At 35.3% G+C, this 16,461-nt stretch carries 14 protein-coding genes and 1 pseudogene; 7 read left to right on the top strand and 8 right to left on the bottom strand.

The features are described from left to right. Nucleotides 1-89: 89 nt before the first annotated feature. Nucleotides 90-587 carry a hypothetical protein gene (locus IPI65_05575; protein MBK7440998.1) on the bottom strand — a complete coding sequence of 166 codons (498 nt, stop codon included), beginning with the start codon at nt 585-587 and terminating at the stop codon, nt 90-92. A 281-nt stretch (nt 588-868) separates the two neighbouring features. Here IPI65_05575 and IPI65_05580 point away from each other — a divergent pair, with 281 nt between their 5' ends. The 3 genes from IPI65_05580 (at nt 869) to IPI65_05590 (ending at nt 5,558) form a co-directional block, all read left to right on the top strand. After that, the gene (locus IPI65_05580) at nt 869-1,948 is read left to right on the top strand and encodes a cobalamin-independent methionine synthase II family protein (GenBank protein MBK7440999.1); all 1,080 of its coding nucleotides are present in this window, start codon (nt 869-871) and stop codon (nt 1,946-1,948) included. A gap of 22 nt (nt 1,949-1,970) precedes the next feature. Further along, the gene (locus IPI65_05585) at nt 1,971-2,531 is read left to right on the top strand and encodes a carboxymuconolactone decarboxylase (protein MBK7441000.1); all 561 of its coding nucleotides are present in this window, start codon (nt 1,971-1,973) and stop codon (nt 2,529-2,531) included. A 213-nt stretch (nt 2,532-2,744) separates the two neighbouring features. Then, a complete protein-coding gene (locus tag IPI65_05590) occupies nt 2,745-5,558 on the top strand; it encodes a T9SS type A sorting domain-containing protein (GenBank protein MBK7441001.1) in 2,814 nt (937 codons plus the stop codon). 54 nt (nt 5,559-5,612) lie between these two features. Here IPI65_05590 and IPI65_05595 read toward each other — a convergent pair whose 3' ends face one another. The 7 genes and pseudogenes from IPI65_05595 to IPI65_05625 form a co-directional block, all read right to left on the bottom strand. Next, a complete protein-coding gene (locus IPI65_05595; GenBank protein ID MBK7441002.1) occupies nt 5,613-6,170 on the bottom strand; it encodes a hypothetical protein in 558 nt (185 codons plus the stop codon). A 155-nt stretch (nt 6,171-6,325) separates the two neighbouring features. Then, nucleotides 6,326-7,690, bottom strand: coding sequence for an oxygen-independent coproporphyrinogen III oxidase (gene hemN / locus IPI65_05600; GenBank protein ID MBK7441003.1), 1,365 nt, complete (start codon nt 7,688-7,690; stop codon nt 6,326-6,328). A 422-nt stretch (nt 7,691-8,112) separates the two neighbouring features. After that, nucleotides 8,113-9,200 (bottom strand): annotated as a pseudogene (locus IPI65_05605) (agmatine deiminase family protein). Between the two features lie 91 nt (nt 9,201-9,291). After that, the gene (locus IPI65_05610; GenBank protein ID MBK7441004.1) at nt 9,292-9,990 is read right to left on the bottom strand and encodes a response regulator transcription factor; all 699 of its coding nucleotides are present in this window, start codon (nt 9,988-9,990) and stop codon (nt 9,292-9,294) included. After that, nucleotides 9,977-10,834 carry a histidine kinase gene (locus IPI65_05615; protein MBK7441005.1) on the bottom strand — a complete coding sequence of 286 codons (858 nt, stop codon included), beginning with the start codon at nt 10,832-10,834 and terminating at the stop codon, nt 9,977-9,979. The genes IPI65_05610 and IPI65_05615 overlap by 14 nt, the downstream gene beginning before the upstream one ends. A gap of 281 nt (nt 10,835-11,115) precedes the next feature. Then, entirely contained in the window at nt 11,116-11,508 is a 393-nt protein-coding gene (locus IPI65_05620; GenBank protein MBK7441006.1) for a gliding motility-associated C-terminal domain-containing protein, read from the bottom strand. Continuing rightward, nucleotides 11,483-13,042 (bottom strand): hypothetical protein, encoded by a 1,560-nt coding sequence (locus IPI65_05625; GenBank protein ID MBK7441007.1) that lies wholly within the window; start codon nt 13,040-13,042, stop codon nt 11,483-11,485. The genes IPI65_05620 and IPI65_05625 overlap by 26 nt, the downstream gene beginning before the upstream one ends. Before the next feature lie 197 nt (nt 13,043-13,239). Here IPI65_05625 and IPI65_05630 point away from each other — a divergent pair, with 197 nt between their 5' ends. The 4 genes from IPI65_05630 (at nt 13,240) to IPI65_05645 (ending at nt 16,344) form a co-directional block, all read left to right on the top strand. After that, the gene (locus IPI65_05630) at nt 13,240-13,518 is read left to right on the top strand and encodes a hypothetical protein (GenBank protein ID MBK7441008.1); all 279 of its coding nucleotides are present in this window, start codon (nt 13,240-13,242) and stop codon (nt 13,516-13,518) included. Further along, complete coding sequence (locus IPI65_05635; protein ID MBK7441009.1) at nt 13,478-15,001, top strand: T9SS type A sorting domain-containing protein; 1,524 nt, start codon at nt 13,478-13,480, stop codon at nt 14,999-15,001. The genes IPI65_05630 and IPI65_05635 overlap by 41 nt, the downstream gene beginning before the upstream one ends. Nucleotides 15,002-15,041: 40 nt before the next feature. After that, complete coding sequence (locus tag IPI65_05640) at nt 15,042-15,731, top strand: hypothetical protein (protein MBK7441010.1); 690 nt, start codon at nt 15,042-15,044, stop codon at nt 15,729-15,731. A 100-nt stretch (nt 15,732-15,831) separates the two neighbouring features. Then, nucleotides 15,832-16,344, top strand: a complete 513-nt coding sequence (locus IPI65_05645) for a J domain-containing protein (protein ID MBK7441011.1) — start codon at nt 15,832-15,834, stop codon at nt 16,342-16,344. Nucleotides 16,345-16,461 lie beyond the last annotated feature (117 nt).

Consider the following 16,461-nt stretch of genomic DNA (forward strand, 5'->3'; position numbering starts at 1 on the left):
TAATTTGGCATATCACCAAACGTATTGGGGGGTACTTATTGAAAAAATTACAATAAGTAGGTAAAACCGGCTGCAGAACCTGTAAATGCTTACTCTTTAGTCCATCGTGTTTCCTCAGAAAGAAACTCCGGTTTGATCATAGAGGTGCGAATTTGATTTTGGAATGCTTCAGTGGAAGTAACGGCATCAACACCGCCATCAAGTAAACTGATATCATATGTAAGCAAATCTTTTCCGTCAAATTTGTATGCGTAATGAAAATAATCGGAGGTGTCGCTTGCATAATTTTGGAGGTATACAAATTCTTGTCCTTCAATTTTTGTGCACCAGGCTTTGAATTCATCAGTCTCTTCCATATACATGCCGCCACGTTCCAAAACGGTAACTTTTAAGGTATTGTCATTTAGTTTAACAATTTCCATTTTCATTACTTCCATATCGGCATTTGACTGGCTCCAGCGACCAATAAGGTTTTTATCAATTTTTTCAGTGCCGGGACTGGCGATAGGGTAGTTGATACCAACGGGACAGCCTGTTAAAACCAGACATAAAGGGATAAAGAGGAGTAGTGAATGAAATTTGCGCATGTTTTTTATTTGGAGATTAAAGTTACAAGGTCTTATTTGTATAACAAAATGGATTTTAAATTATATAACGATTTGATAGATAAACGTTTAAATAATTAAATTAATTGGATATGAGGTGAGATTAATTGTTGTTTACATAGCGGTTACATTTTAAATTTTAATTAAATGAAAATGTTAATTTGTAAATGTATTTTGAATTCTGTTAATGAAACGTAAATCATTAGGTGGGTTAAGCAGGCATGTCTACTTTCGTTCGACATACTAAAAGAAAAACCACTATGATTAAAATTTCAACAGAGCCGATTGGCAGTGTACCACGTTCACAAAAATTATTGGATGCCATGCAAAAAAATGCGGCCGGTGAATTATCCGATACTGATTTTAATAACATTTTAATAGATGAAACAAAGTTGGTAATTCATAAATTTCATGATACCGGTTCAACTATTATTACTGATGGAGAACAATGTAAACCAAGTTTTGTGACTTACCCTTTACACGGATTAAAAAATTTATCGAATGATGGTGCTGTTATTCCGTTTGCAGACGGACATACAAGGCAATTACCTAAATTGGTGAGTGGTCCTTTTAAATATAATAATTATGCTGCACAATATCTCAACTTCGCAAAACAAATAACAAATTCACCATTAAAACAAGCAGTTATTTCTGCATCAGCTATCAGTTTAATTTATCCTGCTGAAGGTATTGCGGATTACCCGCGTGAACAATTTATTGCAGATTTAATCAACGAAGCAGAACGCGATATCAGAATGTGTCTGGAAGCCGGTGCAGCCAACGTACAGATTGACTTTACAGAAGCCAGGCTTGCATTAAAACTAGATCCTTCAGGAGGTGTACTAAATGCATTTATAGATTTAAATAATCAGGTGATTGACCGGTTTAGTGATGCAGATAAAAAAAGAATTGGTGTGCATAGTTGTCCGGGCGGAGATCATGATTCCACACATAGCGCAGATATTGATTACGCTGATTTATTACCGTCACTATTTAATTTACATGCAACTAATTTTTATCTTGAATTTGCTGCTGAGGAAGATAAAATTCATGTATTGGAATTAATCAGAAAAAATATTAAACCTAATCAGAAAGTTTTTATTGGTGTTACCAATGTAATCAGTCCGAAAATTGAAACACCGGAGGAAGTGCGCGACACGATTTTATTAGCTGCTGAATTTATTCCTGTAGAACAATTAGGCACTACTGATGATTGTGGATTTTCACCATTTGCGGATGACAGGTCTACAGCTCAGGATATTGCCTTTGCAAAAATTGCTGCAAGAATTGAAGGCACTAAAATGGCTGAAGCAATTATGAATTTACCACATGCATCAAATTAATTTATTAACTAAACATAAATATATGGCATACATTACATTACCGGAGGGAATTCCGGGTATTATCGGACCAATGATATTTCGTCCGGAAACTGCAAAACCAATGAATCAACTGGTTGAGGTATTATTACGCGGACCATCTTCTTTAAGTAGTGGTGAACGTGAAATGATTGCAGCATTTACCTCTTACCGCAATAAAACAGTTTTTTGTTTTCGTTCACATGGTGCTGCTGCGGCGCATCATTTAGATGGAAATATAGGTTTAGTACATCAGGTCCTTGAAGATTTTGAATCGGCACCGGTATCATCAAAACTAAAAGCGCTGTTAAATATTGCAGGAAAAGTGCAGCAGGATGGTAAATTGGTAACACCACAAGATATAGAACGCGCAAAAAACGAAGGTGCAACTGAATTGGAAATTCACGATGCCGTTTTAATAGCCGCGTCATTTTGCATGTATAACCGATATGTAGATGGATTAAATACATTTCAGCCGGAAGCAATAGAGGCTTATTTCGAAACTGGAAAAATGTTAGCAGAACAGGGATATTTGAACAGTATACCCGAACCACAAATCGCAGAATAATAATTTCGATACATGCCGCTCAGGTATGAAAAGCCACCTTGGGGAAGGTGGCTTTTTTTATGTGTAAGTGTTTTTGATATCATTATTTTTATTGGTTTATTTGGTCCAATCAATTTATTGGATTAACCACATTCCTTCTAAAATCACAATTATTTCGTGAAAAAAGTCTATATTGGTAAGTATTTGATGAATACTTTTACTCAAACTTAACATATGAAAAACTTCCTCGTTTTCACCTTAATCCTATTGTTGACAAACAATTTAATAATAGCCCAAACGCCGGGTAATGTTGACCTTTCATTTGAATGTGGCTGGTATGCTGACAACACGGTAAACAAAATTGTAGTGCAAAGTGACGGTAAAATTATTTTGGCGGGTGAATTTCAAACGTTTAACAGTACTGTGGCGCATCAAATTGTGCGTCTGAACCCTGATTTAACTGTTGACCCAACATTTAATTCGGGTTCCGGATTTCCGGATTGTAATATTACTGACATGTTGGTTACTGCTGACAATAAAATTGTGATAAGCGGCGATTTTATGAGTTATGATGGACATGCCTGTAGTTTAATTGTAAGATTAAATGCAGATGGATCATATGACCCGACATTTAATACGACAGCTTTAGGATTATTTTACCCACCGGAAAATCTTACGTTGCAACCGGATGGTAAAATACTTTATTCAGGAAGTTATTTGGAAACACCGGCTTATTTGGAAGATATGATTGTGCGCATGAATACCGATGGTTCACGCGATTCATCATTTAGTATTAATCTGGGTATTTCACAAACCTCTGATATAAAAGATATGGCTTTACAGTCGGATGGTAAATTAATTATTGGAGGATTATTTTACGGGCCGCTTGGTGTTGATTCGATGTATAATGTAATGCGCTTAAAAACGAATGGCGCAAAAGACAATCCTTTTATTGCAGCAGTGGGATATGCCGCAGGTGCAATAAGCGGAAATTATATTTCAAAAATTGCTATCAAAAATGATGGTGCTATTTTACTGACAGGTAAATTCACCAATTTTAACGGAACTCCCGCTAATGGAATTGTTCAGTTAAATGCTGATGGAATTGTTGACGTTACATTCAATTCCGGAATCGGATTTCCGGTAGGTGCAACATTTAATACCCTAAGTATTACCCCTGAAAATACCATTTTAGTTTCAGGTGGATTTGGAAGTTATAATGGCTCGTTAACAACTAACACAATAATTCTGAATAGTAATGGGTCAATAAATAAAACCTATCTCGTGCCATTTTCATTACAATATCTTTCAACAGTTATTTATGATATCGCTTATCTTGCAGATGGCACTGCAGTAGCAGGTGGCCCATTTAAAACATTTAACGATAAATTACGTACACATTTTGTTCATCTGAATGCTGATAGATCGGTTGAAGATGTTGATTTCCCGCTTATGGGAATTTATGGAGGGCAGAATGTTATATATGATTTCGTAATTACCCCGGACCAAAAAATAATTATAGCTGGCTTTTTTGATTTTTATGATAAATACCCTGTTGATAATATTGTTCGCTTAAATGCAGATGGTACTATTGATACGACATTTCATGTATCGCTGGAGTCAGATGGCGTACAGAAATATATTTTAGATATTAACCAAACACCAGATGGTAAATTATATATTGCAGGAGAATTTACTAAGGTAAATGGATTGTTGAGAAAGCGTATTGCACGACTAAATGCTGATGGAACAGTAGATTTAAGTTTTGCTCCGGTTGGCGGACCAAATGATGATGTATATAAAATAGCCGTTTCAGCTGACGGAAAAATATTTATTGCCGGATTTTTCAGTTCGGTTGCTGGTGTAACGAGAAAAAAAATTGCCTTACTGAATGCTGATGGTTCATTGAATTTAGCCTTTGATCCCGGAAGCGGCCCCAACAATGATATTTTTCAAAAGGCAATATTTCAATCTGATAATAAAATTATTTTATCCGGAGCATTTACTAAATATAATGGTATTACAAAAAAATATTTAATGCGATTAAATTTAGATGGGACAATAGATCCAACTTTTAATATTACTGAGCCTCCTTCTGCTATTCCCACTGATCTTGTTTTGCTTGCGGATGATAAGTTGCTTATTTCCGGGATGGAATTTTACAATGGAACCAATATTCATAATATTGCCAGATTAAATGCCGACGGTACTATTGACCCAACGTTTGATTTTACAGATGGATTAAATGGTACTTGTTATGATATTGATTTGCTGGCTGACGGAGGTTACCTGATTGCCGGCGATTTTTCAAACATTGACGGAACTCCATGCTATCAGGTCGCTTTGTTGAATAGTGACGGAACATTTAATGATGATTTCATTGTTGAATTTCCATCACCGCCAAATTATGTAGGCGTGCCAATCGCGGTTGTAGCTGAAATGCAGGATGATGGCAATATATTAGTTTCAGGCAGTTTTAAATCTTTTAATGGAGTAACCAGAAATCAATTTGCAAGAATTTATGGTATTCCTTCAGTATGCAGTATGCCTGAAAATTTATTTGCCGATAACATCACACCAAATAAAGCAAAAATTCACTGGGATGTAGTGCCGGGTGCAGAAACTTATCAAATTTATTACCGCGTTGTTGGTGCACCGAGTTGGACGAAGGTGAAGGCTTTTACGAATTTAAAAAACCTGAATGGTTTAGTGCCTTCAACCAATTATGAATATAAAATAAGGGCCAACTGTGGTGAAGGATATACTGAATTTTCTCCAACAGCTACTTTTACTACTTTACCATTAAAAATGGGCAGTCAGGAAATACAAGTTGAAATATATCCAAATCCTACAGATGGTAAAATTTCTGTTGAATTAAGTGAAACTACTGAAACAATTATAACATTTTATGATATCACCGGACGTCAACTTGATGTGATTTCAGAGGGAAATTCAAATCAATATACAATTTTGAATTATCGCGGATTAGTAATTATTAAAATTGCCGGAAATGCCGGTGTAATTACGAAGCAGGTAATTGTTCAGTAACGGTATTGCTTTTTTAAAAATAATCTGATTCGAAAATTAATACTCGGAATTATTTTAATTTCCGGCAATAATATTTTCCAAGGTTTTGGTATTACCGTTTGAATTTATTTCTAATTCCTGCAAAACACTTTTCCAGGTTACGATATCACTTTGGTAAGTGTTAAAATGTACATTGTAATAAGATAATTCTTGTTGTATTGCTTCATCAGAAAGGGCACCATTTGCAACTTGAGTTTTAAAATCTGCAAAACGTTTTTCGTCAACAGCCAACAACTCCATGACCACTGCATATAATTGCTTCATATTATTCCTTTTTGTAACCAATTCGGTTAATGCAGCATTTGCAATATTCATCTGAATGGTTTTATCTGCAGGAACTTTTGTGGTAGACAGCAGATTAAGTGCTGCATTTTCCTGCTTTGCCATGTTATCCAGTTTTGTATAAATGGTATCTTTCCATGCAATTAATTCGGCTTTAGTTTGGTTTAATTTTTCTTCACTTTTTGCTACTGTGAATTTTTCTGGAGCCAATACAGATACTGCAGATTCATTTGAACATCCGAAAATTGTGAGCACAATAATTGATGTAAAGAGTATAGTTAGATTTTTCATGCTATTGAATTATAAGTTTTCAAAATTATAAACAATCATTTGGCTATCACACGATAACCTTAATATTAAGGTCTGAATTAAGGCATTTAGTTCAAAACTCGCCTAAAATGGACTTAATTCTAAGGTATTTACATTTTTTTTACAATTCGAAGCCTCTAAATAGTTGAAGAAAATAACTCAGTAGCCGGTTGATTTCGCCTTAACCTAACATCAAAGGCCATACATACATTTCGAACAAATGGTTTGCCTTTTGGTGTAACAATTAATTTATCCGGATAAATTTCAACCAATCCATCTGTTTCCATTTCATGTAATTGTGCTGTTATTTCATGCATAATCGGTAAATAATTATTTTCGCTCGACCAGCTGGTTTCGAAACGACACATCAGATTTAAAATGTGTTTTCGGAAATTAATATCTTCAGGTGTTAACAAATGGCCGCGGAAAATTGGCAGTGTATTTTCCTGAATTTTTTCAATATACGTTTCCAGCGATTTTTCATTTTGTCCGAATGCATACCAGCTATCACCTATTGCTGAAACACCCAGTCCAATCATTAATTGTGTTTTTGAACCGGTATAACCCATAAAGTTGCGATGTAATTTGCCTGTATTAAACGATTCAAAAAGCGAATCTTCAGGTATCGCAAAATGATCCATACCAATTTCCACATAACCTAATTCCAATAACTGTTTTTTACCGATTTCATACAATAGTCTTTTTTCTTCATCACGCGGTAAATCCGCTTCATTAAAACCTCTTTGTCCATTACCTTTTATCCAAGGCACATGCGCATAACTGTAAAATGCAAGTCGGTCGGGACGCAACCGGTTCGTTTTATTAATGGTGTTTAAAATATCATCTACCGACTGAAAAGGCAAACCAAAAATTAAATCGTGACCAATACTTTGGTATCCAATTTCGCGAGCCCACTTTGTAACGCGTTCAACATTTTCGAAAGGCTGAATGCGATGAATAGCCTGTTGCACTTTTTCATTGTAATCCTGCACACCAAAACTCACACGGTTAAATCCAAGTTCAAATAGTTTTTCCAGATGTAATTTTGTTGTGTTATTCGGATGTCCTTCAAAACTAAATTCATGTTGAGGGGCTATTGTTGCCCGCGAAAAAATACCGTTTATTAATTGCGCTAAATTTTCTACGCTAAAAAATGTAGGTGTTCCGCCTCCTAAATGTAATTCCTTAATAATTGGTTTTTCAGGAAATAAATTGCAGTATAATTCCCATTCTTTTAACACCGTTTCGATATAGGGTGTTTCAACCTGATGCTGTTTTGTAATACGTTTATTACAACCACAAAACGTACATAAACTTTCACAAAAAGGTAAATGTATGTATAGACTGATACCTTCAGTAGAATTTGAATTTTGAAATGAACGGATGAGTAAATGCTCCCATTCGGGATAGTTAAAATTTTCTCCATCCCAATAAGGAACAGTTGGGTAACTGGTATACCTTGGACCGGGAACGTTGTACTTTTGAATAAGGCCTGAAAACATGCCACAAAGGTAGGTCAACCTTTTTATAAGGGTTGAGATGTGGGTCATTGCAAAATTGGGATGAAATAGCTATAGAAATACTATTTCATCCCAATTTCATACAATTTTAACGTTTAATGCGCTACAGAAATAATAATTCCTTTGCTACGCTGATTGTTGATTTTTACAATACTGATATAATTACCGGTTTCAAAATTACTTACATCAAGAGTTACGATATTCATTCCTGCCACAAGTTCAGCAACTTCAATTTGTTGAATTAGCATGCCATTTAAAGCGTATATTTCAATCACAGCCTTACCGGAAATTGCACTATTTATTACAAGTTGAGTTGTTGTTGAAGCCGGATTAGGTGAAACGGTAGTTGAAATTTGTGTATCAACATCACCATCATCAAAATGAACAAATTCTTTTAATGGCAGGCCAACGGGTTGTTGCTGGGTAACACAATGTACCATACCACCATAAAAGTATAAGTTACGACTATCGATTCCGATCACTGTTTTATCAGGATATAAATCTGTTAAAATAGCCAGCGCATCATCATCATTTACATCATTAAATGTTGTTGCAAGCACTACGTTATTACCTACATAATAATTATTGTAAGAAGATTTAAATCCTACACTTGCACCCCATGTTGTTTTAACATTTTTATTGGTTAAGGGTAGATATACTTTATTATAAACAGCACCATATGCGTTTTCAGCGTTCATTAATGTAGTAATATCAGTAGAAGAAATTCCCCAGTAATTTAAATCTGTTGAATTCATGGTTACCAAAGTTGTGCTGTCTAAAAATTTTGCAAAGCCGTCAATATGTGTATCGGTAATATCAAATGCACCACCATATAAACCATCGAGCCATATAATATTTGATACACCAAGATATTGTTCTAAATAATTATTGATATCAGCTTCAGTAAGCGACGGATTTCTGCTGTCGCCTGAAATACTGCTGCGGGTTGCTAAAAAAGTTCCTGCACCATCAACTTCTACTGCTCCGCCTTCTAAAACCATGGCCGATAAATTCACTCTTGAAATTCCCGTTTTTTCGGAAATACGTTGGGGCACTTTATCATCTTTTGAGTAAGGTGTATCATTACCCCAGCCATTAAATTTCCAGTCTAAAATTACCAGTTCATTAGCTGCATTATAAACATACATCGGACCGTTATCTCTCGACCAAACATCATCCGTTTTAATGATATAAAAAAATACATTTCCTAAAGCAATTCCTGCTGTGTTTAATAAATCGATAATTCTGTTTTTTCGGTATTATTATAGGCCACAATAAATACCTTTTCAGAGCCAACGAGCGCTGCCGTCATATCAATAAATGTTTGATCCAGTCTGTTTCTATACGTCATTCCATAAGTATAGTGATGTGGCCATTGCAGCCAAGTGCCTTCGTGTTGTGAAGTTTCACCGGGAAGGGTGTAAGTAGGAGCTTGTCCATTAACCATTTGTGCTATTGTGAGGCACATCATTATCAATAATATCTTTTTCATACGCTTTTTTATTAAAGGTAGGTATGTGGTTTTTTAAATATGCTGCTTTTTCGGGAATGGTAATATTTTGGGTATGAATGGTAAATATCGGTTATTTTTTATTCATCAAATTGGTAAGTTCAGCTTTCAAACCACGGCTCACAGGCACCTTGTAAGATCCGGCAAATATGGTATAACCTTTAATGCCGCTGATTTTATCTAACTGCACTAAATACGATTTATGACATCTGAAAAACAAATTATTATTTACTGTTTTTTCTAATTGCGATAATGGCATAAGTGTTTCGAAAACACCGGAAACAGTATAAATGCGGACATATTTTTGAACAGCTTCGGCAAATACAATATCTCTCACAGGGATACGCTGTAAAATGCCGTTACTTTTAATTGCAATTGATGTTTGTTCTGTTGTATCGTTTTGTTTGTTTGTTAATGATTTATATTTGTTAAGTGCCTTCGAAAATCGTTCTGCTGTTACAGGTTTAACGATATAATCTACAACATCGAGGTCGAATCCTTCAACGGCGTACTCCGGATGGGCAGTTGTGATGATTATTTTAGGTAAAGTTTGCGATTTTTTCACCCATTCAATGCCGCTGATTTTAGGTAAATTGATATCTAAAAAAATCAAATCAATTTCATTTGTCTCGAGTAAAGTTTCTGCCTGTATTGTGTTTTTACATACACCGATTAACACAAAATCCGTTTGGGTAGAAAGATGTTTTTCTATTAACAAACGAGCCAAAGGTTCGTCATCAATTACAAGGCAACGAATTTTATGCTGTTCCATGTAATAATTTTATGTGAATGGAATACTTATGATTTTCATCTTGTATACTGATTTGATGCGCATTTGGATAGGCAATAGTCAACTGTTTTTTAATATTATCAAGGCCAATACCCGGATGACTGTTTTTGGGTTGATAGGAATTGCTGACAGTAAATAACATTTCCTGATTTGTTACGTTTAAAATTATCTTAATAAAAGCATTTTCATTTTCAAATATGTCACTATGTTTAAATGCATTTTCAACAATTGTGAGTAATAGCAGTGGTGGTACTTCGTGATCAAAAGTATCTGCATTTGTTGTAAAAACGATATTTGTACCACCATTTTGTAATCGCGCCTGTTGTAATAATAGATAATTTTGAATTACCTCAACTTCTTCGTTTAGCTTGACCTGATTGAGTTTTGGGCTATAAATGCTATAGCGCAACACAACAGATAAATTATCTACCAATGTGGCAGCCTTGGTGGGGTCGATTAAAATTAAACTGTAAATTCCGTTTAACGTATTAAATAAAAAGTGCGGACTCAACTGCGATTTTAATAATTCCAGTTCTGATTTTAATTTTTGATTTTCAAGCTCAATTGAACGCCGTTTTTCTTTTTCATATTTGGTTACATACCAATATAAAAACGATATCAGAATAAACAGCGCATGATTAATAAAAAAGGTTAGCAATGCACGACCGGTGTTTTCCGCCAATAACATATTGCCAAGGCCTGAAAACAGATAAACACAATAAATGCCCGTTAGTAATAGGAAAATTGTAGTTACATAAACCTTCCATTTACCGTTGGCCGCAAATCGAGGAATTAATACCCCCAGATTAATGTACGCTTCAGTCATGTAACAGGCCAATTCGAACAAGGAAAGTAAAATTGCTGTTTGCAAGCTGTAAATGTCCAACAGGTAATCCATTTCATACATAAAAATGAATATCCAGAAGGCTACATGTATTAAAAATCGTTTTATTTGCTGATTAGCTGCTATCATTATCCCTGCATAGATAATGGTTTTTTATGTGGTGTGCAAGATGATGAACCACGGACTAAAAATCAGGAAGCGCTGTGTTAGCTAGATTAAACCTGAATTACAGCTTGTTTTTAAGTAATGATTTATGAATATAATTATCGCAACAAGGTAACCGTTCCCGATTGTTGCATATCCATTGTATCAATAGTTGCATGTGCCACATAAATGTAAGCTCCTAATTCCTGGGGTATATTTTTAAAATTGCCATCCCACCCAATATTAGCATCCGTGCTTGTAAAAATTAATTCTCCCCAGCGTGAATAAATTTGTAATGTATAAGTTTCGATATTACAATTATTATTGGTTACGGCATTAAACACTTCATTGTAGCCATCCCCATTTGGAGAAAATGCATTTGGGAATTGTATAAAACAACCTGTTGGGTCAGTATTATCAATCGTATCAATTTCGCAATCTATAAAATCAACAACAATAGTATCTGATTGTAATATACCACAATCATCAACTCCACTCACATAATATACCATCTGCCGAAACTTCAATATCTGCAACGGTTGAGCCGTTGCTCCATTCAATATCCGAAATTGGTGCAGTTACAATTAAATTAATGGAAGTAAAAACTTCATTACATACTATTGAATCAGCAGGTAATAAATCAAATAATTCACCACTATTAATTATAATCTCTGTAGTAGCTGTATCAGTGAAACAACCTATTGTAAAAATAAGAGTAACTAAATATGTTCCGGTGTCTGAGTATATATACGTTGCATTAAATAAATTAGAATTATCATCAATAGTTGCAGGATCACCAAAATTCCATGTAACAGCATCATAAACAGCGTCAGTGGTGAAATTAAATTGTGCAGCTCCACCCGCACATGCAGCAAATAATTCAAATTCCGGCTGATAAGATATTTCATTGTTTTGCACAAAAGCGGGAAGGCCGGCGTATACCGTTTCTCCGGATAAATTAAAGCCATTGTCTACATAATTGCAGGCAATACCGGCTTCATCCGGCGCATTAATTACACCTACTTTATTTTTATATTGCGTTGCGGCATATATTTTATTATCGGGTGCAATTTGTAATGCACCTACATTTGCCGTAGCTGAAGTTGTTCCAATAACTGTTGCGCTGGCTTCTATCAATGCAGCATCACCACTGGTAATATCCATTTGATAAATATTATCATCGAACCAACTTGAGGTATAAATAAAATTGTTGTTGGGAGAAAATTCTACACCATAAACTGTATTTCCGGGACCTAAGCCGGTAGCTGAATGTGGCGTTGTTATAACAATATCATTACTCACAATTCCGGTGGCATTATCAAAATCATATAATTCAATTCGGTTGCCACTTATTTCAACCGCAACTGCCAATTTATTATTGTCGCGATTCATTTTCATACAGCCAACACTTTGAAAAAAATCAGGACCATGCACAGGACCGATGGCTGTATTTACAGGAGTTGGATCAACACCTGCGGCAGTAACTAGAAATACACGAAATTCATTATCATTCCAACCATGCGTTAATACCCATACATCTTTTCCATTTGCATGTAATGCCGTGGTAACTTTTTCAGGTGTTTGTCCCGTTAAAAACACATTTTTTTCTGCATTTACAACAGCACCTAATCCACCATCAAGACACATATCTACGAGCGTATAATGTAATCCCGTTAACGGGTAATAACATTCGGTAGTAAAAATGTAATATTTATTTGGATCACCCGGTTTTGGAACAATAACAGCAGAATTACTGCTTGAGTTGTCTCCAACTAGATCAGTTCCGGAAGGCATAACATTGTTTTCCCGGTTAAACACGCTCACGCCATCTGTATAAAACAACAGGTTACCAAATTTATCAGAAACAGTGGCGCAACCTTCAAAATTGCTCATCGCACTGGTAGTAATGGCAACAGGGGAGGGGCCGTTAAAATTTATTCCGGCAGTGGCGAAATACCAATTATTATTTTGATTCTGACCATATAATTTACCGTGTGGTAACAAACATCCAACATATATAAAAATAATTAATATGGTATATTTCATGCGTATTTCAGTTCAAGCTTAAAAATTAATTTTGTTGTATTTTTACTTAAACAAAAAGGTTGGTTAAAAGTTTACTCAAATGGCATTAAAAGATACTTTTACCAAATATCTGATACCCTGTTTTAAGCAGTTTTAACCTATCGGCATAAATAGGGAGTTCGCTAAAAATGTTATATTTATATTCAAAATACACTAAGTTGAAGAAAATTACCACAACGTTGCTGATTTCATTAATTACATTTGGAACGGCATATAATCAAATAGCTGCACCATCATGGTATAAAGCAATGTGTGGGTATGATCAGGGTAATTCCCATGTATATGCTGATGACGAACTTAATATTTATTTTTCTGCAGTTTTTTTTGATACTTTAAATTTTGATTATACGAATAGATACAACACTGGTGTCTACAGGTGGTCTAATGATAACAAAAATGGATCCGGAAGGAAATTTGCAATGGATGAATACGATTAGTGTACATGATAGTTCTATAACACCGGCAGGTAATTTAATGGCTCCACGTGTTCAGGTTAACAACGGTTTGGTATATGTTATTGCGGAAGCATTTGATACACTCACCCTTAAACCAGGTGATACTAGTTTTCTTATACCCGCAAGTTTAAGCATGGCTACTTCTTTTATCGCTGCATATAACACGGAAGGGTCACCGATGTGGGTGAAAAACCTTCGATCAACAGATGCGGTTATTATACATGATTTTGAGGTTGATAATGCAGGCAATCTTTTCATTGTAGGTAATATGGGCGGCATTACTGATTTTGATCCTTCTGCTGCTGAATATTTTATGTCAACCCTGGGCCCCACAGATGATTTTATCGCTAAATATGATTTTGCAGGAAACTTAATTTGGGTGCATGCAATTAAAGCAACAGGGTTGCCCTGTCCTATTTTTTTGGAAACTGATCCGGATGGCAATGTGGTTATCAGCATGGCAATGATAAATAATGTAAGTGCAGATTTTGATCTCAGTGAAGCTGACCTTATTTTCGATTCAAATGAAGCAGGTGCTATGGTTATTGCAAAATATACCACAGATGCAGATTTAGTATGGGCTTTTAAAATTAGTGTTGATACGGGTTATGGTGGAGTAAATTTAACTGATATGTCGATTGATGATGATGGAAATATAATTTGTGTTGGTCGTGCAGGTGGAGATAATCCGATTGATTATGACCCTTCTGCAGATGTATATGCTATTTCAGGAGAAGACGGAACTGAGGGTGGTATGATTGCAAAATATAATGGTGATGGCAATTTTCAGTGGGCTTATCAATGGGATGTAACAGGCCAATTACAGTGCACTGCAGTTGCAACAGATAATGAAGGCAACGCATTTGTTTTAGGAGAGTTGATTGGCACAGTAGATCTTGATCCATCGGCTGCAGAATTTATGATAACAACAGAAGCGTATGCAGCTACTCCATATGATTATGATGGTTTTATCATGCAATTTGATGCTGTTGGTAATTTCGTGGATGCAGGACAGTTTTATGATGGCGGTAATGGATGGTATAGCAATGATATATTTATTGATGATGCGGATAATTTATTAATCACAAATTATTTTTCCGATTCAATAGATATTGATCCTACAACTGACACAGAAATTATTTACAGCTTTGTTCCATTTCTGCCAGACGATTATGAAGTAGAAGGATATTTGGCTAAATATGGCAATGCAACAACCTTTGTAGAATCTTTACAAAATGATTCGGAAATAATGTTGTATCCTAATCCGGTTCAAAATACATTACACATAGACTGCCCACAAAAAATTGAAAGTGTTGCTGTATTTGATATAACAGGAAAATGTATTTATATAAATGAGCAATTTAATCAGTCCGGTATTGATATGACTTCGGCTCCTTCCGGAATTTATTTTATCCGAATTCATAGCCAAAATTTAATTAATTCAGGCACATTTATCAAAATATAATAACTTTGTGCACTTCTGCTCAATAATTCATACATTCAACATGCAAAAATTTCTTATCGGCTTATTATTTATTGTTAGCTCAAATATTGCACTCGCACAACCCAATGCATCATTTAAATTAAGTTTGCAATATGCACAAACCACAAGGCCTGAGTTAACAAATTATTTTCAGGTAATGTCGGACAGTTTGCATATAAATGATGTACTCGATATTAATTCAGGTGGCGGATTTGCCGTTGGAATGGTGTTTGGCGGCGATCATACAGAATTTGATGCCGGAGGAGGGTATATCAGGTCTGCAGATGAAATTGGTTCAGATACGGCTAATTTGTTGTTTTACATAAACAACGACATCACCTATTATTTTGGTGCTAATTATTTACCGGTAAACTTTTTCCTTATTGGTGGAAGTTTTGTAATTAATTCTGCAACGGGAAAAAGTAATGTTTCAGGAGATGGAAATGGTGAACAATACCTTGAATCATTACCTTCTACCGATTTTAATATTTTTAGGGGATATAGTGTTGCCCTAAAAGCACAATCCGGCTTTTATGTAAATATTAATGAAGATGATGGCAACCGCTTGCGTTTAACCGGATATTATATTTACGGATTAACTGACTATAATTTTTATACAATTTCTGAAAAAAGACTTGCCAATTATCTGGGTGAGCAAAAAACAAATTATACCACTTTTGGGATAGAGCTGGCAATATTATTTGGAATGTGAGCGTAGTTAATATTTAATAATTTGCCCGGAGGTTTTTTAGCGAAAAGTTTTGTCAAGATTTGTATAAAACGGCTATTTTTGCCTCTGTTGATTCACACCCATGGATTTTTACACACTATTAGAAGTTGAGCGAGATGCTACTCCGGAAGAAATTAAATCCGCGTATCGCAGGTTAGCCAAGCAATACCATCCCGATTTAAATCCCGGCGATAAAAATGCTGAGGAAAAATTTAAATTTCTCGCAAAAGCGTATGAGGTGCTCTCCAGTCCAAATAAAAGAGCTATTTACGATCATGTGCTTGCACAACACGAGCAACACAAAAACGACCAACCAGATCCAAGCGCATATTACCATGAAGTCTACGATGACCCGCGTCCAAATGCCCGACCCGAGCCACCCTTAGGCCGAAATTCATCCAATGAAAATAAATTTATTCGCATTTTATTATGGTCGTTATTAATAGTATTCAATTTCATTATTTGTAAAGACCGTAACACACAACAACCGGCACAAATGAATAAACATTTTATAGATAGTTTATTTCAATTTTATGAGGTAACGGATAGTGTAGGGTTGAAGTTGGATACGACTATTAATTTACCTCAAGAATAAAATTATTTTTTGGGCGTTTCCCCTATAGTGATTAATAATTTGCCCCCGCAAATTATTAATCTACTATAGGGGCCGGGCTTTTCGTTCCAAGTCCTCGTCGCTTCCACTGCGTTACAG

The sequence above is a fragment of the Bacteroidota bacterium genome (assembly GCA_016706255.1).
In the GTDB taxonomy this organism is placed as follows: domain Bacteria; phylum Bacteroidota; class Bacteroidia; order Chitinophagales; family BACL12; genus UBA7236.